This is a genomic window from Pseudomonas juntendi (genome assembly GCF_021560075.1).
Classification (GTDB): Bacteria; Pseudomonadota; Gammaproteobacteria; order Pseudomonadales; family Pseudomonadaceae; genus Aquipseudomonas; species Aquipseudomonas juntendi.
This window is the reverse complement of sequence record NZ_CP091088.1, coordinates 896910-921227: the sequence shown is the minus strand read 5'-3', so window position 1 is coordinate 921227 and position 24318 is coordinate 896910. Positions and strand designations below refer to the sequence as shown.

The following is a 24318-nucleotide window of genomic DNA, read 5'->3' as shown; positions in this document are numbered from 1 at the left end:
TCCGGTGCCATCGGGCATCAAGCTGCTGCCACAGGGTAGGTCAAAACCCTGTAGCAGCGGCTTCACCCGCACATGGGCCGGCGTGGTCCATTCCACAATTTTTTACGCTTGAAACACCACCGGGAACATCAGCCGGTCATATGAGTCGCTTATTCAAACGACAGGTGGCCGATCAACGCCGATCACGCCAGGATTGCCTGTTGATTCTGCATTCTTCACGCCCTAAAGTGCGCGCCGAACGTCCATGCTGGAAACGATCCATCCGGCTCAAGTACTGAGTAGGCGAACCAAAGTGGGGATACGGAGGACGTTCAGTTTGCAGCCACTTAATCTTTCAGTTTGCCCATGGAGTCCCTGAGCATGTCGATCCAGGTCGAAGACTACTTCGCGCGTGATACCTTCCAGAAAATGAAGGCGTTCGCCGACAAGCAGGAAACCCCGTTCGTACTCATCGATACCCAGATGATCAGCCAGGCCTACGACGACCTGCGCGCGGGTTTTGAATTCGCCAAGGTCTACTATGCGGTGAAGGCCAACCCGGCTGTCGAGATCATCGACCTGCTCAAGGAGAAAGGTTCGAGCTTCGACATCGCCTCGATCTACGAGCTGGACAAGGTGTTGGGCCGCGGCGTCAGCGCTGACCGCATCAGCTATGGCAACACCATCAAGAAGTCCAAGGACATCCGCTACTTCTACGAGAAGGGCGTGCGCCTGTATGCCACCGACTCCGAAGCCGACCTGCGCAACATCGCCAAGGCCGCCCCGGGCTCGAAAGTGTACGTGCGTATCCTCACCGAAGGCTCGACCACTGCCGACTGGCCGCTGTCGCGCAAATTCGGCTGCCAGACCGACATGGCCATGGACCTGCTGATCCTGGCCCGCGACCTGGGCCTGGTGCCCTACGGCATCTCCTTCCACGTCGGTTCGCAACAGCGCGACATCAGCGTGTGGGACGCCGCCATCGCCAAGGTCAAGGTGATCTTCGAGCGCCTGAAGGAAGAAGACGGCATCGAACTGAAGCTGATCAACATGGGCGGTGGCTTCCCGGCCAACTACATCACCCGTACCAACAGCCTGGAAACCTACGCCGAAGAAATCATTCGCTTCCTCAAGGAAGACTTCGGTGACGAGCTGCCGGAAATCATCCTCGAACCTGGCCGTTCGCTGATCGCCAACGCCGGCATCCTGGTCAGCGAAGTGGTGCTGGTTGCACGCAAGTCGCGTACCGCCGTCGAGCGCTGGATCTACACCGACGTGGGCAAGTTCTCCGGCCTGATCGAAACCATGGACGAAGCCATCAAGTTCCCGATCTGGACCGAGAAGAAAGGCGAAACCGAAGAAGTGGTCATCGCCGGCCCTACCTGCGACAGCGCCGACATCATGTACGAGAACTACAAGTACGGCCTGCCGCTGAACCTGGCCATTGGTGACCGCCTGTACTGGCTGTCGACCGGTGCCTACACCACCAGCTACAGCGCAGTGGAATTCAACGGCTTCCCGCCGCTGAAGGCCTACTACCTGTAATGCACAACGGGGCCGCGAGGCCCCGTTTTCATGTGTGCAGATGCCGAGATCAGCGCTGTCGAGGTGGGAGCCGGCTTGCCGGCGATTGGGCCAGCACAGGCAACTTCAAGCTTCGCGCCGTTCGATTTCCTCGGCATAGCGCGCGGCAAACGCCATGAGCACCGGCCCCGCGCCCTGCAGGGTCACCAGCGCCGCACGCAGGAAATTCAGGTTACCCTCGACCCGCGCACGCTCCAGCCAAGGCGCAGCCTCGGCTACCTGGCCACGCTCGACCAGCACCAGCCCCAGGCTGAACATGCCGCGAAAATCCCCTGCCTCGGCCGACCGGCGATACCAGCGCACCGCACGCGCGGGGCTGGGCGCGGTGGCAATGCCCTGCTCCAGATAGCGCCCGTACAGGTTCATCGACTTGGCATGCCACTGCTGTGCGGCCTTCTCGTAGCACATCAGAGCCTGCGCCTGGTTGGCCGGCACACCACGCCCGGTCGCCAGCAGGTTACCCAGGTTGTACAGCCCCCAGGCAAGCCCGGCATCGGCGGCGCGGGCATAGTGCACGGCGGCTTGAGCCAGGTTTACCGCACCGCCCCAGCCATGCTCCAGGCAACGCCCGAGCATGTTATGCGCCATGGCGTTGCCACCTTGCGCGGCAATGGCAAACCAGCGCCGGGCAACCTCGGCGTCGGCTTCAATCCCGCGCCCATCGAGCAGGATCTGCCCGAGCAGCAACTGCGCTTCGACCACGCCCTGCCCCGCCGCTGCCAGGATGGCCTGGGCCGCCTTGCCCGGGCTTTGCTCAAGCATGGCCCGCAACCCGGCCACGTCCAGCACTTCCTCACGCCGCAACTGATAGCCCACGGTCAGACCTCGGCCCAGTTGCGCAGCAGGTTGTGGTAGGTGCCCGTCAATTGCAGCAACGCAGGGTGTTCTGGCACATCGGCCGTCAGTTGCTGGATGGCATTGTCCATTTCGAACAGCAGCGCGCGCTGGCTGTCCTCACGCACCAGGCTCTGGGTCCAGAAGAAGGCGGCATAGCGCTGCCCGCGGGTGACCGGGTTGACCTTGTGCAGGCTGGTGCCGGGGTACAGCACCAGGTCTCCGGCCGCCAGCTTGACCTGCTGCTCACCATAGGTGTCCTGAATGACCAGTTCCCCCCCGTCGTAGCTGCCCGGGTCGCTGAGAAACAGCGTGGACGACAGGTCGGTACGCACGCGCTCCGGGCTGCCCTTGGGCTGGCGCAGGGCATTGTCGATGTGAAAGCCGAAATTGCCGCCCTCGCGGTAGCAATTGATCAGTGGCGGGAACACCTTGTGCGGCAACGCCGCCGACAGGAAGCGCGGGGTCTTCCACAGGCGGTCGATCAGCGCGGTGCCGATTTCCTTGGCCAGCGGGTGCCCTTCTGGCAGTTGCAGGTTGTGCTTGGCCTTGGCCGACTGGTAGCCGGCAGTCACCTTGCCATCGGCCCAGTCAGCCTGCTCCAGCGCCTCGCGAATACGGGCCAGTTCGTCAGCGGCGAACAGGCCTGGGATGTGCAGCAGCATGGCAAGGTTACCGTCGGGAACTGTAAAGGCCCAATGATATTGATTCCCTTTTGCGCTACACAAGCCTTTTCGCCGCTTAGGACGTTTCAGCCGATTGGAAATTTAAGGGCAAATTGTAAAGATTGTAAATTCTTCACGAATGGTAACGAATCTCAATTGTTAGTCACAATCGATTACATTAGTATCCGCCGCCTCACCACCTTGGGGAAGGTTTCCAGCAATGCGCCAGTCCGTACCATCTGCAGTAAGCTCACCGCGTCTGATCGTTAGCGCCATAGGCATCGCGCTTGGCGCATCGTCGGCCTACGCCGCCGACCCGGCTGCCAGCAGTGCCATCACCCTGGATGCCACCAGCGTGAACGGCAAGGCTGAGCAGGCCAGCAGCGACTACAAAACCGAGCGCGCTGCTTCGCAGAAGTACACTGCGCCGTTGGTGGACACCCCGCGCTCGGTCACGGTGATCCCGCAACAGATGATCAAGGATACCAACGCCCTGACCCTGCAAGACGCGCTGCGCACCGTGCCAGGCATTACCTTCGGCGCCGGCGAAGGTGGCAACCCGCAAGGCGACCGCCCGTTCATTCGCGGTTTCGACGCCCAGGGCGACACCTACCTGGACGGCGTGCGCGACACTGGCGCACAAACCCGCGAAATCTTCGCCATCGAGTCGGTTGAAGTGGCCAAGGGCCCGAACTCCGCCGTAGGTGGCCGCGGGGCAGCGGGCGGTACCATCAACCTGGTGAGCAAGCGCGCGCACCTGGGCAACTCGCTGGACGGTGCCTGGACCTGGGGCAGCGACCAGACCCAACGCTATACCTTCGACGGTAACTACCAATTCAGCGATACCGTGGCCGGCCGCCTGAACCTGATGACCCATGAAAGCAACGTCGCCGGCCGCGACAAGGTGAACTACGACCGCTGGGGCATCGCCCCGTCGCTGGCCTTCGGCCTGGGCACGCCAACCCGCGTCAACCTCGACTACTACCACCTGGAAAGCGACGACCTGCCGGACTCGGGCATCCCGTACAGCATTCCGTTGGCTGGCAGCGCTGCCCGTACTTCGGCCCACCCGAGCAAGCCGGATGATGGCGGCGACAGCGACAACTTCTATGGCCTGAGCGGTCGCGACTTCCGCAAGAGCCGGGTGGATATCGCCACCTTCGCCATCGAACACGACCTGACCGACGCGCTGACCGTGAAGAACACCCTGCGCCACGGCAACAGCATGCAGGACTACATCCTCACCCAACCGGACGACAGCAAGGGCAACGTCAACAACGGCAGCGTCTGGCGCCGGGCCAACACCCGCGTTGGCAACACCGCCACCACCACCAACCAGACCGACCTGTTTGGCGAGTTCTACCTGGGCGGCATGAAGAACAGCTTCTCCACCGGCATCGAGCTGGGCCGCGAAGAAAGCGACCGCTCCAGCTACACCGTCAACACCAACACCGGGCTGAACGCATCCGTGTGCAACCCCGGCCTGATCGGCGCCAACAGCGGCTACAACTGCACCTCGCTGAGCAACCCGAACCCGGATGACCCGTGGAACGGCAGCATCGCCCGCAACTACGCCGGCACCGACACCAAGAGCGACACCCGCGCCCTGTATGTATTCAACACCCTTGAGTTGTCGCCTGCATGGCTGGTGAACATGGGCCTGCGTTACGACCACTTCGATACCCAGTACCGCACCTATGACGCTGCTGGCGCCACCGTGGTCAATGCCAAGGGCGTAGCCGCCAAAGGCAAGGATACCAGCGAGTTCGTCACCGGCCAGCTGGGCCTGGTATGGAAACCGGCCGACAACGGCAGCGTCTACGTGTCCTACGCCACCTCTGCTACCCCACCGGGTGCAATGCTGGGCGAAGGCATGGAGGCCAACCCACTGGGCAACACCACCGACCGTGCCGGCAACCTGTTGAGCAGCGACATGGAGCCGGAAGAAACCACCAACTACGAAATCGGCACCAAGTGGGACCTGCTCGACCAGCGCCTGTCGCTGACCGCCGCGCTGTTCCGCACCGAGAAGGAAAACGCGCGCGTTCAGGTCGGTACCACAAGCTACGAGAACGTCGGCGAAACCCGCGTGCAGGGTATCGAACTGTCGGCCAGCGGCAAGATCACCGCCAAGTGGCAAGTGTTCGCTGGCTACACCTACATGCAGGCCCGCCAGATCGACGGCGGCCCGCTGGGCAAGGCCAACGACGGCAACCAGTTGCCGAACACCCCGAACAACAGCGCCAGCGTGTGGACCACCTACGCGATTACACCAAAGCTGACCGTGGGCGGCGGTGCGTTCTACGTGGATGACGTGTACGGCAGCGTAGCCAACACCACCATGGTCGACAGCTATGTACGCTACGACGCCATGGCTGCCTACAAGCTGACCAAGAACATCGACCTGCAATTGAACGTGCAGAACCTGACCAACGAGGTTTACTACGACAAGACCTTCTCCACCCACTTCGCCAACCAGGCGGCTGGGCGCACGGCATTGCTGACCACCAGCGTGCACTTCTGACAGGGGTTGGGTTGACCGGGCGGCGCTGGTAAACCGCAACACGCTAAAAAACACCCACCCCGGCCCCGTTCATCTCCGTGAGCGGGGCTTTTGCGTATCAAGGCATAATGCACGCCGCGCAGCATGCGGCAGAAACACAAGGTGATGATGTGGTGAAGAAGACGCTGTTCCAATTGCACTGGTTCTTTGGCATCACCGCTGGCCTGGTGCTGGCCTTGATGGGCATTACCGGAGCGCTGTACTCGTTCCAGGAAGAACTGCTGCGCGCCTTCAATGCCGACGTGCTGAAGGTCGAGGTGCGCGCCGAAGGCGTACTGCCGCCAGCCGAGCTGGTGCAACGGGTCGAAGCCCAGCAACACGAGAAGGTATCGATGCTGTGGGTGGATGTGCGCGAAGGCAATGCCGCCCGTATCTTCTTCATGCCCGCACCGGGCGAACGCCGTGGCCTGCTGCGCTACGCCGACCCGTACACCGGCGAGCTCAAGGGCGAAGTGGCCGGGCAAGGCTTCTTCAACCTCATGCTCACCCTGCACCGCTTCCTGGCGATGGGTGATACCGGCCGGCAGATCACGGGCGCTTGCACCCTGCTGCTGGTGTTTTTCTGCCTGTCCGGCCTGTACCTGCGCTGGCCGCGCAAGGCGCTTAACTGGCGCACATGGCTGACCTTGGACTGGGCCAAGAAGGGCCGCGCCTTCAACTGGGACCTGCACGCCGTGGCCGGCACCTGGTGCCTGCTGTTCTACCTGCTGTTTGCCCTGACCGGGCTGTTCTGGTCCTACGAGTGGTACCGCGAAGGCCTGAACAGGCTGCTGGCCGATGTCCCGGCCGCTGGCCAGCAGCACAAACGCGGTGAGGGCCGCGGCCGCCACGGGCCGCAAAAGGTCGACCCCAATGCGCCGCCGCGGGTGGTCGACTACGATGCCATCTGGGCCAGCCTCAAACAGGCTGCCGGGCCCGGCCTGGCGGCGTACAACCTGCGCCTGCCAGCGGCAGGCGGTCAGCCGGCCAACCTGTTCTACTTGCTGGACAGCGCCGACCACCCACGGGCCTTCAACACCCTGGTGCTGGACCCGGCCACCGGCCAGGTCAGGCGCCAGGAGCGCTATACCGACAAATCCTTCAAGGCCCAACTGCTGCAAAGCGTCTACGCCCTGCATGTGGGTGAATACTTTGGCCTGCCGGGGCGCATCATCGTCACCATCGCCAGCCTGACCATGCCGCTGTTCTTCGTCACCGGCTGGCTGCTGTACCTCGACCGCCGCCGCAAGAAGCGCCAGGTGCGCGCCGCTCGCGGCAGCGTGGCCGCCAACAGTGGCAACGGCGACAGCTGGCTGATCGGTTTCGCCAGCCAGAGCGGCCTGGCCGAGCAACTGGCCTGGCAGAGCGCCGGCCAGTTGCAGGCAGCCGGCCTGCCGGTGCAGGTCCGCGCCCTGGCCGAACTGGGTGAGGAAGACTTGCGCCAGGCCCGCCGCGCACTGTTTGTAGTCAGCACCTTCGGCGACGGTGAAGCCCCCGACAGCGCGCGCGCCTTCGAGCGCAAAGTGCTCGGGCAGCCCTGGGCGCTGAACAACCTCAGCTACGCCCTGCTCGCCCTTGGCGATCGCCAGTACCCGCACTTCTGCGGTTTCGCCCGCCGCCTGCAAGCGTGGCTCGCCGAGCGCGGGGCCAACAGCGCGTTCAGCCCGGTGGAAGTGGACAATGCCGACCAGTCTGCCCTGCAGCAGTGGCAGCAAGCGCTGGCGCAACTGACCGGGGCCCAGCCGGTGGCCGCCTGGCAAGCCCCAAGTTTCGCCAACTGGACGCTGGTGCAGCGCAAGCTGCTCAACCCCGGCAGCCAGGGCCGGCCGGTCTACCTGCTCGGCTTGCAACCGCAAACCGCGGTCAGTTGGGAGGCTGGCGACCTGGTGGAAGTGCTGCCACTCAATGGTCCACCGCGGGTAGCCGCGTTCCTCAAGGGCATGGCGGTCGATGCAACCACAGCGGTGCAGGTCAATGGCCTGAGTGAAACCCTGGCCCAGGCGCTGGCCGGTCGCCAGTTGCCCACGCGCCGTGATCACTTGGTCGGGCTGCAGCCGCAGGCGCTGGTCGATGCCCTGGTGCCGATTGGCAGCCGTGAATACTCCATCGCCTCGATTGCCAGCGATGGCGTGCTCGAGTTGATCGTACGCCAGGAGCGCCACGCCGATGGGCAGCTGGGCCTGGGTTCCGGCTGGTTGACCGAATACCTGCCGCTCAATGGCACCTTGAGCCTGCGCCTGCGCCGCAACAGCAGCTTCCACCTGCCGGGCCACGCCGCACCCATGATCCTGATCGGCAACGGCACTGGCCTGGCCGGCCTGCGCAGCCTGATGCGGGCGCGGGTGAATGCGGGGGAGCAGCGCAACTGGCTGCTGTTCGGTGAGCGTAACCGCGCCCATGACCTGTTGTGTGGTGAAGAGCTGCAAGGCTGGCTGGCCAACGGCGACCTGGCACGGCTGGACCTGGCGTTCTCTCGCGATCAAGCCGAGAAAGTGTATGTGCAGGATGTGTTGCTGCAGCAGGCCGAGGCGTTCAAGCGTTGGCTGGCAGAGGGTGCGTGTGTGTATGTCTGCGGCAGCCTGCAAGGCATGGCTGCGGGGGTGGATGCGGCGCTCAATGGCATCCTTGGGGAGGCTGCTGTGCAGCAATTGATCGAGGATGGGCGGTATCGGCGGGATGTGTACTGATCAGCCTTTGATGTAGCCGGCACGGGCCCTATCGCTGGCAAGCCAGCTCCCACAGGGATCGCCTTAGGGCTGACAGGTGTTTGCCACAAGGTATGGCAGCGCCTGTGAGATCGAGCGCCGCCCGCGCGGCGCATCGCGAGCTGCGCTCGCTCCTACGTTTGTTTCGGGCCAATTATTCCTGTGGGATTCGCGCGCGAACGCCTTGGTGCATGCCTCAATAGCGCGCCGTACAAACAAGGCGGCCGCGCGCGCCTGTCACAGGCATTACTGGCCCGAAACAGGCGTAGGAGCGAGCGCAGCTCGCGATGCGCCGCGCGGGCGGCGCTCGATCTCACAGGCGCTGAAGATGCTCCGGCTACCCTTGCCAGGAACCATAGAATCTCCCACAGGTGGGAGCTGGCTCGCCGGCGATAGGGCCGGTCTTGCAATCAATGCAGCTCGAAGGTATCGGCATCCAGGTTGGCTGGGAACTTGGTGCGGTACGCCGCCAGTTCCGCCGCACTCAGCACCACGGTAAACACCCCGTCCGCCTCGCCGGCACTCAGCAGGCTCTCACCCTGGAAGTCCAGCACCTGGCTGTCACCTGAATAGGCAAAGCCCTTGCCGTCCGTACCCACCCGGTTCACCGCGGCCACATAGCACAGGTTCTCGATGCCCCGCGCCGGCAACAGGCGGTTCCAGTGCTGGCGGCGAGCGGCCGGCCAGTTGGCGGTGTACAGCAGCAGGTCGGTGTCCTGGGCGTCGCGGCTCCATACCGGGAAGCGCAGGTCGTAGCAGATCAGCGGGCGAATCCGCCAGCCCTTGAGCTCGAACTGCACCTGGCGCTCGCCCGGGGTGTAATGCTTGTGCTCGCCCGCCATGCGGAACAGATGGCGCTTGTCGTAGTGCAGAATCTCGCCATCCGGGCGCGCCCACAGCAGCCGGTTGCGGTGGCTGCCATCGGCCGCCTGCACGATCACGCTTCCGGTAATCACCGCGTTGTACTTTTTCGCCTGCGCCTTGAGCCATTTGTAGGTGGGGCCATTCTCAGGCTCGCACAGGCTTTCCGATTGCATGGAAAACCCCGTGGTAAACATCTCTGGCAGGATCACCAGGTCCACTTCACCGGCCTGCTCAAGCAGTACCTCGAAGTGCGCGTAATTGGCCTCGCGGTCATGCCAGGCAAGGGTAGTCTGCACCAGGGCGATTTTCAGGTTCGGCAATGTGCTCAGATCGCGCATAGTTTTTCCGCTGCCTGGCGCAGCGTCTCCTCTCGTTTGGCAAAGCACAGGCGCACCAGGCGTTGCTCGGGGATGGGTTGCTGGTAGAACACCGACACCGGAATGGTCGCCACGCCGTGCTCACGGGTCAGCCACAGCGCCATGTCGACATCATTCAGGTCCGGGCGTATCTGCGAATAATCAACCAGCTGGAAATAAGTGCCCGCCGTGCGGGTAAAGCGCAATCGCGAACCCTCCAGCAAGCCACAGAACAGGTCGCGCTTGGCCTGGTAAAAGGCCGGTAACTCATCGATGTGCTCCGGGTGCTCGGCCATGAAGTCGGCCAACGCGCACTGCAGCGGGGTGACGCCGCAAAAGTTGACGTACTGGTGCACCTTTCGCAGTTCGGCGCTCAGCGCCGGCGGGGCGATCATGTAACCGGTCTTCCAGCCGGTGACGTGGTAGGTCTTGCCGAACGAACTGACCACGAAGGCGCGCGGGTACAGCTGCGCATGGGCCAGCACGCTGGCGTGGCGTACCCCATCGTAGACCAGGTGCTCGTAGACCTCGTCGCTGACCAGGTAGATATCCCGGTCGGCGATCAGCTGCGCCAGCTGGTCGAGGTCTTCGCGGGTGATCAGGGCGCCGCTGGGGTTGTGGGGTGAATTGAGGATGACCATGCGCGTGCGCGGGCTCAGGGCATCGCTGAACTTCTGCCAGTCGATACGGAAGTCGCCATCGCTCAATTGCACATGCACGCAACGGCCACCGGCCAGTTCCACCGAAGGCTCGTAGCTGTCGTAGCACGGATCGAAGACGATCACCTCGTCACCGGCATGCACCACCGCCTGGATGGCGCAGAAGATGGCCTCGGTGGCGCCCGGGGTGATGGTCACTTCCTGGTCGGCATCCACCTTCGCCCCGTACAAGCGCTCCACCTTGGCCGCCACTTGCTGGCGCAGCGCCGGCAGGCCGGTCATCGGCAAGTACTGGTTATGCCCGGCGGCCACATGCCGGCCTACTGCATCGAGCAGTGCCTGTGGGCCATTGAAATCGGGAAACCCCTGCGACAGGTTCAACGCGCCAGTTTGCACGGCGAGCTGGGACATGGTGGTGAAGATGGTCGTGCCGACATTCGGCAGTTTGCTGCGGATCATGAAGCCCTCTTTCCTGGGGTGTATCCGGCACGGGGTGGAATCCGAGCATAGCGGATCGAGCGGTCAGGAAAAAGGTTGAAACCATGAGGGGATGCGCTGGATCAAAAGGCGAGCTGTGTAGAGCAGGCCTATTCGCCGATTTCACCTTCGAATACGGTTAGTGAGGCGCCGAAGCCAGTTCGTCTTCTTATTACTCCCATTACTCCCATTACTCCCATTACTCCCATTAGCCTCCTGATCAAGGTTAAGGTTACTACGCGTCAATCTAGCTTGTTGGACAATATCATTGATATTCGCCTCATTTTCTGCCCACAACTTGACCTTAGAATTGAACTCTCGATTAACTGCCTTCAAGTGCCACTCATAACCATCTACGAATTTATCCAGCATCTCCCTAACCATATCAACGCTATCATTGTAATCCCGTTTTCTCAGCTTTTTCGACAACCATTTTATTTTATCGCCCGATTCTGCATAAGCAAGCTGCATCCCTTCTAGGGCACGCCTCTTAGTATCCCGTGCATCCTCCAGTAACGTCTGCTTGCCAAGCATTCTCACGGTAGCAGCCCACGACGCTATTATTCCAGACTTTCCGTCGAGGAACTGACTTGCCGCTCTCAACCTGGCCGCACGCGTCTCAGGACGATGCCCGCTAGGATCTGCATTATTGATCGGGTCATTCCTGCAGTAGCTATAAGCATTGAGAACGTGAAAGGGTGAAATACTATCTGGTGAAACGAACCGCATCGTGCCAGGATTATAGGCACGATAACCATTACCTAATAAGTATAGCGCTACCCCCGGAAGGCAATACTCTCCATTGAAACCCAACTGAGTCACCTCAGACAAGGTTTCAGACCTCAGACCGTAAGGTGCGTACCGGAACTCCGATAACCTATGTTGACTCACAGCCCCGCCCACCGTGCCGCCGAGTTCGCAAGCGAGCAATGATGCTGGAAAAACGTCACCAGACCGATCGGACAAGATCACTTCTTTAGTGCGTACATAGCGCGAGGCACGCTCACTCGCTATAACATTGACTAGCGTATTATCTTGATAGAAGAATTTCGCTGCCATCTTGACGATCTCCAGCATTAACGGGATGGTTTGCGAGCTAAGATCCCACGCCAAACCGTAAAGGGAAACTGGTAGAAATGACAGGTCTTTCATACTGCAAAGAGGGATGACGCACACGCTCATACACATGCAGCACAGACAACGGATGTGCGTAGCGGATTTTTTGGGGAGGGGAAGTTTGAAACGGTAAAGGTATTGCGCTGGACCAAAATGCGTCTTCGCGGGTCAACCTGCTCCACACAGATAGCACTCCTTGAAGCCAGCGCTGTACCTATGGGAGCGGGCGAGCCCGCGAAGCAGTCGACGCGCATTCAGCGCTTGTCGCGGCGCTTCTTCTCGGCCTTCTTGTGGTGCGACATCAGCCGGCGCTTCTTGTTGACCTGGCGGTCTGTGAGGGTGTTCTTCTTGCCCTCGTACGGGTTCTCACCGCCCTTGTATTCGATGCGGATCGGCGTGCCGACCAGCTTCAGCACACGGCGGTAGGTGTTTTCCAGGTAGCGCGAGTACGACTTGGGAATCTTCTCGGTCTGGTTGCCGTGGATCACGATCAGCGGCGGGTTGGCCCCGCCGAGGTGGGCATAACGCAGCTTGATGCGACGACCGTTGACCAGCGGCGGCTGGTGCTCGCTCACCGCATCTTCGAGGATTTGCGTCAGGCGGCTGGTCGGCCAGCGGGTGACCGCCGACTTGAAGGCAGCCTGCACCGACTTGTACAGGTTGCCCACGCCCGTGCCATGCAAGGCGGAAATGAAGTGGATGTCGGCGAAGTCGACGAAGAACAGCCGGCGCTCCAGCTCGGTCTTGACGTAGTCACGCTCGCCCGGCTGCATGCCGTCCCACTTGTTCAGGGCAATGACGATCGCGCGCCCGGCGTCCAGGGCAAAGCCCAGCAGGTTCAAGTCGTGGTCGACCACACCTTCGCGGGCGTCCATGACGAAGATCACCACGTTGGCGTCCTTGATCGCCTGCAGCGTCTTCACCACCGAGAACTTTTCGACTTCCTCGTGGATCTTGCCACGCTTGCGCACGCCAGCAGTGTCGATGAACGTGTACTTCTCGCCATCGCGCTCGAACGGAATATAGATACTGTCGCGGGTGGTGCCCGGCTGGTCGTACACCACCACACGCTCTTCACCGAGCATGCGGTTGACCAGGGTCGACTTGCCGACGTTCGGGCGGCCGATGATGGCGATCTTGATGCCATCCTTTTCGCTCGGGCCGGGAATGCGCACCGCCTCTTCGCCTTCGGCGACGTCGGCGTCCAGGGCTTCCTCGACCTGGTCGCGCGGCAGGTGGCCGAGCACGGCTTCCATCAGCGCGTTGATACCGCGGCCCTGGGAACCGGCTACCGGAATGGCGTTGCCCATGCCCAGCGGCGAGAACTCGGCGCGGGCCACGTCGGCGTCGATGTTGTCGATTTTGTTGGCGACCAGAATCGCCTCTTTGTTGCGCTTGCGCAGGTGCTCGGCAATCATCTGGTCGGCGGCGGTCATGCCGGCGCGCGCATCGACCAGGAACAGGACGTAGTCGGCCTCCTCAATGGCCATGAGCGACTGCTCGGCCATTTTCTCGTCCATGCCCACTTCGTCACCGGTGATACCGCCGGTGTCGATCAGGATGAAGGAACGACCCTGCCAGCTGGCATCACCATACTGGCGGTCACGGGTCAGGCCCGACAGGTCGCCGACGATGGCATCGCGGGTCTTGGTCAGGCGGTTGAACATGGTGGATTTGCCGACGTTCGGGCGGCCCACCAGGGCAATTACGGGAACCATCGGCTCTCCACTCTCGAATTCTTGAAAATGCAAAGGCCGCTGCAAGGCAGCGGCCGGAGTACGGGCGGCGCTTCCTGCGCCGCGGCTTGAAGCCCGCCAAGGCTTCAAGCATAGCTTCAGCGGATGGTCAGTGCCTCGAGCTTGCCGCTGTTGCCGAAGACATAGATGGTGTCACCGACCACAAGTGGGCGGGCGCGCAGGCCATCGCTGTCGATACGCTCACGGCCCACGAAGCGACCATCGACCTGGCTCAGCAGGTGCAGGTAACCTTCGAAGTCGCCCACGGCCACGTAGCTGGAATACACTTCCGGCGCAGAGAGCTGGCGACGGGCCATGCTGTCGTTGGACCACAGGGCGCTGGAAGTGCGCTCGTCGACACTTTCGACAGTGCCTGAAGCTTCGCTGACGTAAACGTTACCGAAGCCCTGGGCGACACCCACGTAGCTGGAGGCATCACGCTGCCACAGCACACGGCCGCTTTCCAGGTCCAGGCCCGCTACGCGGCCCTGGTAAGTGCTGACATACAGGGTTTGACCAGACAGCAGCAGGCCGCCATCGATGTCGACCACGCGCTCCAGCTCGGAACGGCCCTGGGGAATCGCCACGCGGCTTTCCCACACCGGCACGCCGTTGTTGATGTCCACCGCCACGACCTTGCCGGTCGACAGGCCGGCAATGGCCAGGCGGTTGGTGACGATCGGCGCACCGGTGCCACGCAGGGTCAGTACTGCCGGGGTGTTTTCGTAGATCCAGCGGCGGTCGCCGGTAGCGGCGTCCAGGCCGATCAGGCGGTCGTCCTGGGTCTGCACCACGACCACGTCACCGTTGTTGGCAGGCGGGGCCAGCACTTCGCTGGTCACGCGGGAGCGCCAGCGTTCTTCACCGGTGCTGGAATCCAGGGCAATGACTTCACCCTTGAGGGTGCCGAGCATGACCAGGCCGTAACCCACGCCCACTGCGCCGGAAACCGGCAGCTCCAGGTCCTTGTTCCAGACCACGTCGCCGGTGATGCGATCGAGGGCATAGACGTCACCGTGAACGTCGGAGGCGTAGATGCGGTCGTTCTCGATGGCCGGTACCAGGGTGTTGTAGGTTTCACCCTGGCCGTAACCGATCGAACGGCTCCACTGCTTCTTCAGCACCACTTCCTCGGTGAACTTGGTCAGCTCGGCCGGGGGCAGTTCCTTCTTGCTGTTGCTGCTGCAACCTGCGGCCAGTACGGCCAGGGTCAGCACTGCTGCATGTTTCCAACCGATCACTTACGCGTCCCCTTTAGCCAGGTCATCCAGCTTCAATTGCAGGCCACCGACTGCGGCGTCATCGGACAACGCAGCCTTGGCTTTCTCGTAAGCGCTGTGCGCGTCGCTGGCGCGACCCAGTTGCACCAGCAGGTCACCCTTCAACTCTTCACGGCTGGCCAGGAACGCCTTGTCGGCATCACCATCAAGCAGCTTCAGGGCATCTTCGGCCTTGTTCTGGGCAGCCAGCACGCGAGCCAGGCGCTGGCGCGAGATTTCGCCCAGGGTGGCATCGGCAGGCTTGTCCAGCACACCTTTGAGCTCGGCGGCGGCGTCGTCGAGCTTGCCGCTCTCGACCGCGACCTTGGCCACGAACAGGCTACCGTACTGGGCATAGGCCGTGCCGCCAAACTCGCTCTTGAGCTTGCCGGCCAGTTCCGCGACCTTGGTGGCGTCGGGCTGACCGCTTGGCGTCAGGCTGGTTTCGAGCAGGGCCTGGTACAACTGCGAGGCCCCTTGCGACTGGTTGTTCTGGTACTTGTGCCAGGTATTCCAGCCCAGCACCACCACACCTGCCAGCAATGCGCCGGTCAGCAGCGGCTTGCCATTGCGGTTCCACCAGTCCTTGACCCCTGCCAGGTCATCATCATCAGTACTCGACACCCCAATACTCCTTTTCGCCTATTCGTTGTTGAACCGCGTTACGCCTGCGCGATCGCGGTTTCCAGGTGCTCGGCAAGAGCATCCCAGGCAATGTTCTTTTGCTCGCCCTGGCCACGCAGTGGCTTCAAGCCGATGACTTGCTTGGCCAGTTCGTCCTCACCGAGGATCAGGGCGAACAGCGCACCGCTTTTATCGGCTTTCTTGAACTGGCTCTTGAAACTGCCGCCGCCGGCGTTGACGGCCAGGCGCAAGCCCGGCAAACGGTCGCGCAAACCTTCGGAAAGGCGCAGCCCGGCCAGCTCGGCCTGCTCGCCAAAGGCACACAGGTAGACGTCGACAGTACGGCTGATGGACTCCGGCACCTTGCCCAGGGTTTCCAGCAGCAGGATCAGACGCTCGATACCCATGGCGAAACCAACGCCGGTGGTCGGTTTGCCGCCCATCTGCTCGACCAGGCCGTCGTAGCGGCCACCGGCACACACGGTGCCCTGGGCGCCAAGCTTGTCGGTCACCCACTCGAACACGGTCTTGCTGTAGTAGTCCAGGCCACGCACCAGCTTGGTGTTGATCACGAACGGAATGCCGGTGGCCTCCAGGCGAGCCTTGAGGCCCTCGAAGTGCACGCGCGACGGTTCGTCCAGATAGTCTTCCAGCTTTGGCGCCCCAACCAGCACCGCCTGGGTGTTCTGGTCCTTGCTGTCGAGGATGCGCAGCGGGTTGCTTTTCAGGCGGCGCTGGCTGTCTTCATCCAGTTGCTCCAGGCGTGCGGACAGGAACTCGACCAGCGCATCACGGTAGCGGGCGCGGGCCTCGCTGGTGCCGAGGCTGTTGAGTTCGAGCTTGACCGCGTCCTGAATGCCCAGCAGGCCCCACAGGCGCCAGGTCAGCATGATCAGCTCGGCGTCGATGTCCGGGCCGTCGAGGTTGAACACTTCCACGCCAATCTGGTGGAACTGGCGGTAACGGCCCTTCTGCGGGCGTTCGTGGCGGAACATCTGGCCGATGTACCACAGTTTCTGCACCTGGCCGTTACCGGTGATGCCGTGCTCGAGCACGGCACGCACGCAGGCGGCGGTGCCTTCAGGGCGCAAGGTCAGCGAGTCGCCGTTGCGGTCCTCGAAGGTGTACATCTCTTTTTCGACGATATCGGTCACTTCGCCGATCGAGCGCTTGAACAGCTCAGTGAACTCGACGATCGGCGTGCGGATCTGGCTGTACCCGTAGGTGTCCAGCAGGCCGGCGACAGTGCCTTCGAAGTAGCGCCACAGCGGCGACTGTTCTGGCAGGATGTCGTTCATGCCACGGATGGCTTGCAGCGATTTGCTCACGAAAAGTCCTTACGAATTCTGTGTGTCAGCCACGGACGATCAGCGCCGCGTCGGCTTCGGCCTTTTCGGCCGCTTTCTGGCGGATGAGTTTTTCCAGCTCATCGACCAGGTTGTCGTTGGTGAGTTTCTGCGCCGGCTTGCCGTCGATGTAGATCAGGTTCGGCGTGCCGCCAGTCAGGCCGACATGGGCTTCCTTGGCTTCACCCGGGCCGTTGACCACGCAACCGATCACTGCCACGTCCAGCGGTACCAGCAGGTCTTCCAGGCGCCCTTCCAGCTCGTTCATGGTCTTGACCACATCGAAGTTCTGCCGCGAGCAGCTCGGGCAGGCGATGAAGTTGATGCCGCGCGAGCGCAGGTGCAGCGACTTGAGGATGTCGTAGCCGACCTTCACTTCTTCGACCGGGTCGGCGGCCAGCGAGATGCGAATGGTATCGCCAATGCCTTCGGCCAGCAGCATACCGAGGCCGACGGCGGATTTCACCGTGCCTGAACGCAGGCCACCGGCTTCGGTGATGCCCAGGTGCAGCGGCTGCACGATCTGCCTGGCCAACAGGCGGTAGGCCTCCACGGCCATGAACACGTCGGAGGCCTTGACGCTGACCTTGAAGTCCTGGAAGTCCAGGCGGTCGAGGTGCTCGACATGGCGCAGGGCCGACTCGACCAGCGCGGCCGGGGTAGGCTCGCCGTACTTCTTCTGCAGGTCTTTTTCCAGCGAACCGGCGTTGACACCGATGCGGATCGGGATGCCGCGGTCGCGGGCGGCGTCCACCACTGCGCGCACACGGTCTTCGCGGCCGATGTTGCCTGGGTTGATACGCAGGCAATCGACGCCCAGCTCGGCAACCCGCAGGGCGATCTTGTAGTCGAAGTGGATATCGGCTACCAGCGGCACGCTCACCTGTTGCTTGATCTTGCCGAAGGCTTCGGCAGCGTCCATGTCTGGCACCGATACCCGCACGATGTCCACGCCGGCATCGACCAGGCGCTGGATTTGCGCCACGGTGGCGGCCACATCGTTGGTGTCGGTGTTGGTCATGCTCTGCACCGCGATGGGGGCATCACCACCCACCGGCACATTGCCGACCCAGATTTTGCGGGATTCGCGACGTTTGATCGGAGATTCGCCGTGCATGACTTACTGTCCCAACTTCAGGCGAGCAGTCTCGCCACTGGTGAACGGGGCAACATCGACGGCCTGGCCGTTGTAGCTGACCTGGGCGCCCCGGGCGAAGCCCAGGCGTACCGCGAACGGCGGCTTGCCGGTCAGTTCGAGGTTGTCCCCTTTGCGCTTGATGGCGCTGAACAGCACCTTGCCGTTGCCGTCGGAAACCTGGGTCCAGCAATCGGCGGTGAACTGAATGGCGACCTTGCCGCTACCGGCCGGCACTGGCGCAGGCTCACTGGCTGCGGCCGGCGCGGCCGTAACGGGAGCTACAGGCGCCGCTGTGGCCGCCGGGGTGCTGGCGGCTGCCTGCACGGGCGCCTGCTGGGCAGTTGCCGCCCCAGCGGCTGGCTCTGTGGCTGTACCGGCCGCCGGCTGCTCGCCAGCTGCAGCGGGTTGTTCGCCCGTGCCTTGCGCCAACGGCAGCGGTGCGGTCTCAGCCTGCTGGCCGGCGGTAACGGCCTGGTCTTCAGGCTCATCGAGCGGGTGGATCTGGGTGGTGCCGTCGGCGCTTTCGACTTCGACATGCTCCAGGGCCATCTTGGCCAGGTCCTTGCCGCGCAGGCTGCCCTGGTCCTGCCACCAGACGAAACCGCCACCGACCACGGCGAGCAGCAACAGCAGGCTGACGCCGCGCAGGATGTTGTGCGACAGGCGCGTCGGCTCTTCGATGCGGCCCAGCGAATGCACGTCGCTGCCCTTGGCATGGGTACCGGTGTAGCGGTCGAAGGCATCGACCAGCGCAGCCTGGTCCAGGTCCAGCAGCTTGGCGTAGGCACGTATGTAGCCACGGGCAAACGTATGCCCGGGCAGCTTGTCGAAGGCACCGGTTTCCACGTGGTTCAGCGAACTGACAGTGAGGTTTAGCTTGCGGGCCACCTCGGCTTGCGACCAGTCCCGTTTCTCACGGGCCAGGCGCAAAAGCTCACCGGGGTTCTGGCCAGGCGCTACTGCTACTTCGGGATGCGCGGCGTTCATCGTTGCTCCGACAGGTATTGCTGATATTCCGGCGTACCGGGATAAAGTCGTTGTAATTGCTGGCCCGTTTCGGCCAGTGCGCCCTGCTCGTCGAACACCCTGGCAAGGCGGCTGCCCAGCAGCAGGCTACGGGCATCGTGCGCGCTCAGCTCGCTGAAACGATCGTAGTAGTCCCGGGCCGGCACATAATGCCTGTTTTCGTAGGACAACTCAGCCATTTCCAGCAACGCCCTGGGTTGCCGCTGGTTGAGCTGCAATGCTTTCACCAGATATGCCTGTGCCTGGTCGCGGCGTTCGAGCCTCAAGGCAGTCAGGCCAAGGTTCTCGTATACGCGCGAGCGCTCAGGATACAGGGTATCGGCACTGGCCAGGCGAAACATCTGCTCGGCCTCGGCAAATCGCCCCTGAGCATAAAGGAAACTGCCGTAGTTGTTGCGAATTCGAGTATTGCCGCCGCTGCTTTGCAGGGCCTTGCGAAAGTGTGTTTCGGCCAGTGCCGGCTCACCTTCGGCCTGGAACACCAGCGCCAGGGCCGCGTGCGCATCGGCATCGCTGCTGTCCAGGGCCAGGGCCTTGCCCAGTGGCGCCTTGGCCTGTTCGGTCAAACCCTGTTGCAAATAACCCAGCCCAAGCTGCACGTAGGCACGCCCCGCTTCGGCCCTGCCCTGGCGGCTGCCCAGCGGGTCGCTCGCGCCGCCCGACACGCAGCCGGCCAGCAGCGAAAGCGCAAGAATCGACAGCGCGGCGCGCAGGCTCATGGGCAAGGTCCCGGTCAGTGGCTGGCGGCGCTGTCTTGCAGCTCGACATCCGCAGACAGTTGGCGCACAGCAATATAGCGCTCACTGCGGCGCGTGCGGTCGTTGACCTGCCCCACCAACTGACCGCAGGCAGCGTCGATGTCGTCGCCACGGGTAGTACGGGTGGTGACGTTGAAACCACCGTGGTGCAGCAGGTCCTGGAAACGACGAATGGCATTGTTGCTAGGCCGCTCATAGCCCGAATGCGGGAACGGGTTGAACGGGATCAGGTTGATCTTGCACGGCACGTCGCGCAGCAGCTCGATCATTTGCGCGGCATGCTCTGGCTGGTCGTTGACGTCCTTGAGCAGGGTGTACTCGATGGTCAGCACGCGCTTGCCGCCCAGGGTGGCCATGTAGCCCATGCACGATTCCAGCAGCATTTTCAGCGGGTACTTCTTGTTGATCGGCACCAGCTTGTTGCGCAGTTCGTCGTTAGGGGCGTGCAGCGACAGTGCCAGCGACACGTCGATGTGCTTGGCCAGTTCGTCGATCATTGGCACCACGCCCGAGGTGGACAAGGTGACGCGACGCTTGGAAATGCCGTAGCCCAGGTCATCCATCATGATTTTCATGGCGGCGATGACGTTGTCGAAGTTCAGCAGAGGCTCGCCCATGCCCATCATCACCACGTTGGTAATGGCGCGGTCGATTTTGGCAGGGACGGTCCCGAAGGATTTGTTGGCAAGCCACACCTGGCCGATCACTTCGGCGGCGGTGAGGTTGCTGTTGAAGCCTTGCTTGCCGGTGGAGCAGAAGCTGCAGTCCAGGGCACAGCCGGCTTGCGACGATACGCACAGGGTGCCGCGGTCGTCGGTAGGAATGTAGACGGTTTCGACGCAGCTGCCGGAGGCAACGCGGATCACCCACTTGCGGGTGCCGTCGGCGGAAATGTCTTCACTGACCACTTCCGGGGGGCGAATCTCGGCAACGGCCTCGAGCTTCTCGCGCAAGGCCTTGCCAACGTTGGTCATGGCCGCAAAATCGGACACGCCAAAATGGTGAATCCATTTCATCACCTGGCCGGCGCGGAAGCGCTTCTCCCCGATAGAGTCGAAGAATTGTTCCATTTCCGGCTGGGTCAGGCCCAACAGGTTGATTTTGCCAGTAGATGTCGTCATGGATTCACCCTCACCCGTAAGCTTTCGCTTAGCGAGTGGTTACCTCGGTAGCAGCGAAGAAGTAAGCGATTTCGCGAGCAGCAGCAGCTTCGGAGTCCGAACCGTGAACGGCGTTGGCGTCGATGGACTCGGCGAAGTCGGCGCGGATGGTGCCAGGAGCAGCTTCTTTAGGGTTGGTAGCGCCCATCAGCTCACGGTTCTTGGCGATGGCGTTTTCACCTTCCAGGACCTGAACAACTACCGGACCGGAAGTCATGAAGGCAACCAGGTCACCGAAGAAGCCGCGCTCGCTGTGCTCAGCGTAGAAGCCTTCGGCTTCGGCTTTGGACAGTTGCTTGATTTTCGAGGCAACGATTTTCAGGCCGGCTTCTTCGAAACGGGTGGTGATCTTGCCGATGACGTTTTTGGCAACGGCGTCAGGCTTGATGATCGAGAAAGTACGTTGAACAGCCATGGAAAACTCCAGAATATGAGTGTTACGAAAAATTAAACCCGCGAATTATACGCGGGTTCGAGGGGATTGCCTAACCTGCACGCAACGCTTAGTCGGCTTCGTCAATCCAGGCGGCCTGGATTGCCTCAAGCACTTTCTCACCGCCGCGTGACGGATCGTCGCTGAACTCTGGCAATGCCAGCACCCAGCGGTGCAGGTCGACGAAATTCACATATTTAGGATCGACTTCCGGCTTGCTTTCTGCAAGCTGGATGGCGATTTCAAGTACATCAACCCATTTCAGACTCATGTACAGGCCCTCAGTGCGGTGCTTCGGCAGCGTGGTTCAGCGAATACTTGGGGATCTCGATGGTCAGGTCCTGGTCGGCGACCACCACCTGGCAACCCAGGCGCGACTGCGCCTCCAGGCCCCAGGCCTTGTCCAGCATGTCCTCTTCCAGCTCATCGGCTTCTTCGAGCGAATCGAAACCTTTGCGAACAATACAGTGACAGGTGGTGCAAGCCTTTACCCCGCCACAGGCGCTTTCCATCTCGATGTGATGGTCGTGGGCCAGCTCCAGGATGTTGGTCCCGGCTGGCACATCCACGGTCAGGCCTTCAGGGCAGAACTTCTCATGCGGCAGGAAGGTTACCAGCGGCATCGATTACTCCTCGATCTCATTCAGGTTGCGCCCGGCCAGTGCGGCTTTGACCGTCGAATCAAGGCGACGGGCGGCAAATGCGTCGGTCACCTGCGACAGACGCTTGGTCTGTTGCTCGATGGCTGCGCCATCGGTGCCCGCCAGCAAATCACGTAGTTCTTGCATCTGGAATTCGATGGCGTCGCGCTCGTCACTGCTGAGCAAGCGTTCGCCATCGGCGTCCAGGGCGCCCTGTACCGCTTCGAGCAGGCGCTCGGCGTCCACCTGGTGCTCGCGCAACTGGCGGGCATCCTTGTCGGAGCCGGCGTGTTCGAACGAGTCCTTCAGCATGCGGGCGATTTCGCCGTCGGTCAGGCCGTAGGACGGCTTGACCTGGATGCTGGCTTCCACGCCCGAACCCAGCTCGCGCGCGGCAACGCTGAGCAGGCCGTCGGCATCCACCTGGAAGGTGACGCGGATTTTTGCCGAGCCGGCGACCATGGCCGGAATGCCACGCAGCTCGAAACGCGCCAGCGAGCGGCAGTCGCTGATCAGCTCACGCTCGCCTTGCAGCACGTGGATCATCATGGCCGTCTGGCCGTCTTTGTAAGTAGTGAACTCCTGGGCACGCGCCACCGGAATGGTGGTGTTGCGCGGGATCACCTTCTCCATCAGCCCGCCCATGGTTTCGAGGCCAAGCGACAGCGGAATGACATCGAGCAGCAGCAGTTCGCCACCTTCGCGGCGGTTGCCGGCCAGGGTATCGGCCTGAATCGCGGCGCCGATGGCCACCACCTGGTCCGGGTCGATCGAGGTCAGCGGCGTACGGCCAAACAGCGCACCCACCGCATCGCGCACACGCGGCACGCGGGTCGAGCCACCGACCATGACCACGGCGCTGACTTCGTCCATTTCAACGCCGCTGTCGCGCACCGCGCGGCGGCAAGCCTTGAGGCTGCGGGCGATCATCGGCTCGATCATGGCGTCGAAGGCAACACGGCTCAGCTCACCTTGCCAGGCACCATGGCTGACAGTGACCACGTCGGCGTCAGTCAGGGCCTCTTTGGCAGCGCAGGCAGTCTGCAGCAGTGCGCGCTGGGTGGCCGGGTCCAGGTCGGAGGAAAGACCGGCCTGCTCGATGATCCAGCCGGCGATGGCATGGTCGAAATCGTCGCCGCCCAGGGCGGTATCGCCGCCGGTGGCCAGCACTTCGAACACACCGGCAGTCAGGCGCAGGATGGAAATGTCAAAGGTACCGCCGCCCAGATCATAGATGGCCACCACGCCTTCGGCGTTCTGGTCCAGGCCGTAGGCAACGGCAGCGGCGGTCGGCTCATTGAGCAGGCGCAGCACGTTCAGGCCTGCCAGGCGTGCAGCGTCTTTGGTCGCCTGGCGCTGAGCGTCGTCGAAATAGGCTGGCACGGTGATCACCGCGCCTACCAGCTCGCCACCCAGGGTCGCTTCGGCCCGCTCACGCAGCACCTTGAGGATGTCGGCGGACACTTCCACCGGGCTTTTCGGGCCCTGCACGGTATCGATGAACGGCATGTGCGACTCACCGCCAACAAAGCGGTAAGGCAGTTGCTCGCCCAACTGCTTGACGTCGGCAACGCCGCGCCCCATCAGGCGCTTGACCGACAGCACGGTGTTCAGCGGGTCGCTGGAAGCGGCCTCACGCGCGGCCTGCCCCACCTCGATACGCCCGTCGAGGTAGCGTACCGCGGACGGCAGAATGACGTTACCCTGCGCATCGGGCAGGGGCTCGCTGCGGCCGCTGCGCAATGCGGCGACCATGGAGTTGGTGGTACCCAGGTCAATGCCCACCGCCAGGCGACGCTGGTGCGGTTGAGGGGTTTGACCGGGTTCGGCAATCTGCAGTAGGGCCATGCTTATCTGAGTACCTTAGGTGCCATCACGGGCGACACCGGGTTAATCGTCGAGGCGCTCTTCCAGTTGGCGCACTTCTTGGGCGAGCTTGTCGAGGAACTGCATGCGGCGCATCAGGCGCTCAGCCTTGTCGCGCTCGGCGGGAACGTCCCAGCAGGCAGCGAAATCCTCGTTCAGCGAGTCCTGGGCGGCCTTCAAGCGCTTCTTGAATGCCGCTACGCCGTCCAGGTCGGCTTCGTCCTGCAGCTCTTCCAGCTCTTCGCGCCACTGCATCTGCTGCAACAAAAAGTCCGGGTCGTGGACCGTGACTTCCTGGGGCACTTCGTGACCGCTGATGGCCAGCAGATAGCGGGCACGACGCGGCGCACTGCGCAGCGTCTGGTAGGCGTCGTTGAGGGCTGCGGACTTTTCCAGCGCGACCCGCTGCTCCCGCTCGGAGGCGTCGGCAAAACGGTCGGGATGGACTTCGCGGGCCAGCTCGCGGTAGCGAGTGGCCAGCTTGTCGAGATCCAGGCGGAAGCTTGGCTGGAGGTCAAACAATGCGTAGTGACAAGGAGTACCCACAGCC

Annotated in this window: 21 protein-coding genes; 3 read left to right on the top strand and 18 right to left on the bottom strand. The window is 62.6% G+C overall.

The features are described 5' to 3' along the window. The first annotated feature begins 360 nt into the window (after window positions 1–360). Window positions 361–1524, top strand: coding sequence for a type III PLP-dependent enzyme (locus L1P09_RS04165; protein ID WP_029885071.1), 1164 nt, complete (start codon window positions 361–363; stop codon window positions 1522–1524). A 105-nt stretch (window positions 1525–1629) separates the two neighbouring features. On the opposite strand, the gene L1P09_RS04160 is transcribed toward L1P09_RS04165, so the two are convergent. Further along, window positions 1630–2379, bottom strand: coding sequence for a tetratricopeptide repeat protein (locus L1P09_RS04160; RefSeq protein ID WP_054882129.1), 750 nt, complete (start codon window positions 2377–2379; stop codon window positions 1630–1632). 2 nt (window positions 2380–2381) lie between these two features. Then, on the bottom strand, window positions 2382–3062 hold the full coding sequence (locus L1P09_RS04155) for a Fe2+-dependent dioxygenase (RefSeq protein WP_054905880.1): 681 nt from the start codon (window positions 3060–3062) through the stop codon (window positions 2382–2384). Between the two features lie 220 nt (window positions 3063–3282). Between L1P09_RS04155 and L1P09_RS04150 the strand changes: the two genes are divergently transcribed. Both L1P09_RS04150 and L1P09_RS04145 read left to right on the top strand, forming a co-directional pair. Continuing rightward, entirely contained in the window at window positions 3283–5586 is a 2304-nt protein-coding gene (locus L1P09_RS04150) for a TonB-dependent receptor (RefSeq protein WP_054905879.1), read from the top strand. A gap of 149 nt (window positions 5587–5735) precedes the next feature. Next, window positions 5736–8291: a PepSY domain-containing protein gene (locus tag L1P09_RS04145; RefSeq protein ID WP_235768941.1), complete on the top strand. Its 2556-nt coding sequence runs from the start codon at window positions 5736–5738 to the stop codon at window positions 8289–8291. Between the two features lie 428 nt (window positions 8292–8719). Here the strand turns inward: L1P09_RS04145 and L1P09_RS04140 are convergent, their stop codons facing one another. From L1P09_RS04140 to hscB, 16 genes are all read right to left on the bottom strand, one after another. Then, on the bottom strand, window positions 8720–9511 hold the full coding sequence (locus tag L1P09_RS04140; RefSeq protein WP_029885485.1) for an amidohydrolase: 792 nt from the start codon (window positions 9509–9511) through the stop codon (window positions 8720–8722). Beyond that, window positions 9499–10647 (bottom strand): pyridoxal phosphate-dependent aminotransferase, encoded by a 1149-nt coding sequence (locus tag L1P09_RS04135; RefSeq protein WP_054906168.1) that lies wholly within the window; start codon window positions 10645–10647, stop codon window positions 9499–9501. The genes L1P09_RS04140 and L1P09_RS04135 overlap by 13 nt, the downstream gene beginning before the upstream one ends. A gap of 141 nt (window positions 10648–10788) precedes the next feature. Further along, the gene (locus tag L1P09_RS04130) at window positions 10789–11724 is read right to left on the bottom strand and encodes an RHS repeat-associated core domain-containing protein (RefSeq protein ID WP_225624745.1); all 936 of its coding nucleotides are present in this window, start codon (window positions 11722–11724) and stop codon (window positions 10789–10791) included. 311 nt (window positions 11725–12035) lie between these two features. After that, window positions 12036–13499, bottom strand: a complete 1464-nt coding sequence (der, locus tag L1P09_RS04125) for a ribosome biogenesis GTPase Der (protein ID WP_029885482.1) — start codon at window positions 13497–13499, stop codon at window positions 12036–12038. 116 nt (window positions 13500–13615) lie between these two features. Further along, the gene (gene bamB / locus L1P09_RS04120) at window positions 13616–14758 is read right to left on the bottom strand and encodes an outer membrane protein assembly factor BamB (RefSeq protein ID WP_235768518.1); all 1143 of its coding nucleotides are present in this window, start codon (window positions 14756–14758) and stop codon (window positions 13616–13618) included. After that, complete coding sequence (locus L1P09_RS04115) at window positions 14759–15400, bottom strand: tetratricopeptide repeat protein (protein WP_009682030.1); 642 nt, start codon at window positions 15398–15400, stop codon at window positions 14759–14761. Window positions 15401–15438: 38 nt separating this feature from the next. Continuing rightward, on the bottom strand, window positions 15439–16728 hold the full coding sequence (gene hisS, locus L1P09_RS04110; RefSeq protein WP_054906165.1) for a histidine--tRNA ligase: 1290 nt from the start codon (window positions 16726–16728) through the stop codon (window positions 15439–15441). Between the two features lie 25 nt (window positions 16729–16753). Further along, window positions 16754–17863 carry a flavodoxin-dependent (E)-4-hydroxy-3-methylbut-2-enyl-diphosphate synthase gene (gene ispG / locus L1P09_RS04105; protein WP_009682032.1) on the bottom strand — a complete coding sequence of 370 codons (1110 nt, stop codon included), beginning with the start codon at window positions 17861–17863 and terminating at the stop codon, window positions 16754–16756. 3 nt (window positions 17864–17866) lie between these two features. Continuing rightward, the gene (locus L1P09_RS04100; protein ID WP_009682033.1) at window positions 17867–18871 is read right to left on the bottom strand and encodes a RodZ domain-containing protein; all 1005 of its coding nucleotides are present in this window, start codon (window positions 18869–18871) and stop codon (window positions 17867–17869) included. Next, window positions 18868–19629 carry a type IV pilus biogenesis/stability protein PilW gene (gene pilW, locus L1P09_RS04095; RefSeq protein WP_029885479.1) on the bottom strand — a complete coding sequence of 254 codons (762 nt, stop codon included), beginning with the start codon at window positions 19627–19629 and terminating at the stop codon, window positions 18868–18870. The genes L1P09_RS04100 and pilW overlap by 4 nt, the downstream gene beginning before the upstream one ends. A 14-nt stretch (window positions 19630–19643) precedes the next feature. After that, the gene (rlmN, locus tag L1P09_RS04090) at window positions 19644–20789 is read right to left on the bottom strand and encodes a 23S rRNA (adenine(2503)-C(2))-methyltransferase RlmN (protein ID WP_009682035.1); all 1146 of its coding nucleotides are present in this window, start codon (window positions 20787–20789) and stop codon (window positions 19644–19646) included. Window positions 20790–20817: 28 nt separating this feature from the next. Next, the gene (gene ndk / locus L1P09_RS04085) at window positions 20818–21243 is read right to left on the bottom strand and encodes a nucleoside-diphosphate kinase (protein ID WP_009682036.1); all 426 of its coding nucleotides are present in this window, start codon (window positions 21241–21243) and stop codon (window positions 20818–20820) included. Between the two features lie 88 nt (window positions 21244–21331). Then, entirely contained in the window at window positions 21332–21532 is a 201-nt protein-coding gene (gene iscX, locus L1P09_RS04080; protein ID WP_009682037.1) for a Fe-S cluster assembly protein IscX, read from the bottom strand. A gap of 10 nt (window positions 21533–21542) precedes the next feature. Continuing rightward, window positions 21543–21884: an ISC system 2Fe-2S type ferredoxin gene (gene fdx, locus L1P09_RS04075; protein WP_023533300.1), complete on the bottom strand. Its 342-nt coding sequence runs from the start codon at window positions 21882–21884 to the stop codon at window positions 21543–21545. Window positions 21885–21887: 3 nt separating this feature from the next. Further along, the gene (hscA, locus tag L1P09_RS04070; RefSeq protein ID WP_029885477.1) at window positions 21888–23750 is read right to left on the bottom strand and encodes a Fe-S protein assembly chaperone HscA; all 1863 of its coding nucleotides are present in this window, start codon (window positions 23748–23750) and stop codon (window positions 21888–21890) included. 42 nt (window positions 23751–23792) lie between these two features. Next, window positions 23793–24314 carry a co-chaperone HscB gene (hscB, locus tag L1P09_RS04065; protein WP_054911407.1) on the bottom strand — a complete coding sequence of 174 codons (522 nt, stop codon included), beginning with the start codon at window positions 24312–24314 and terminating at the stop codon, window positions 23793–23795. Between the last annotated feature and the right edge of the window lie 4 nt (window positions 24315–24318).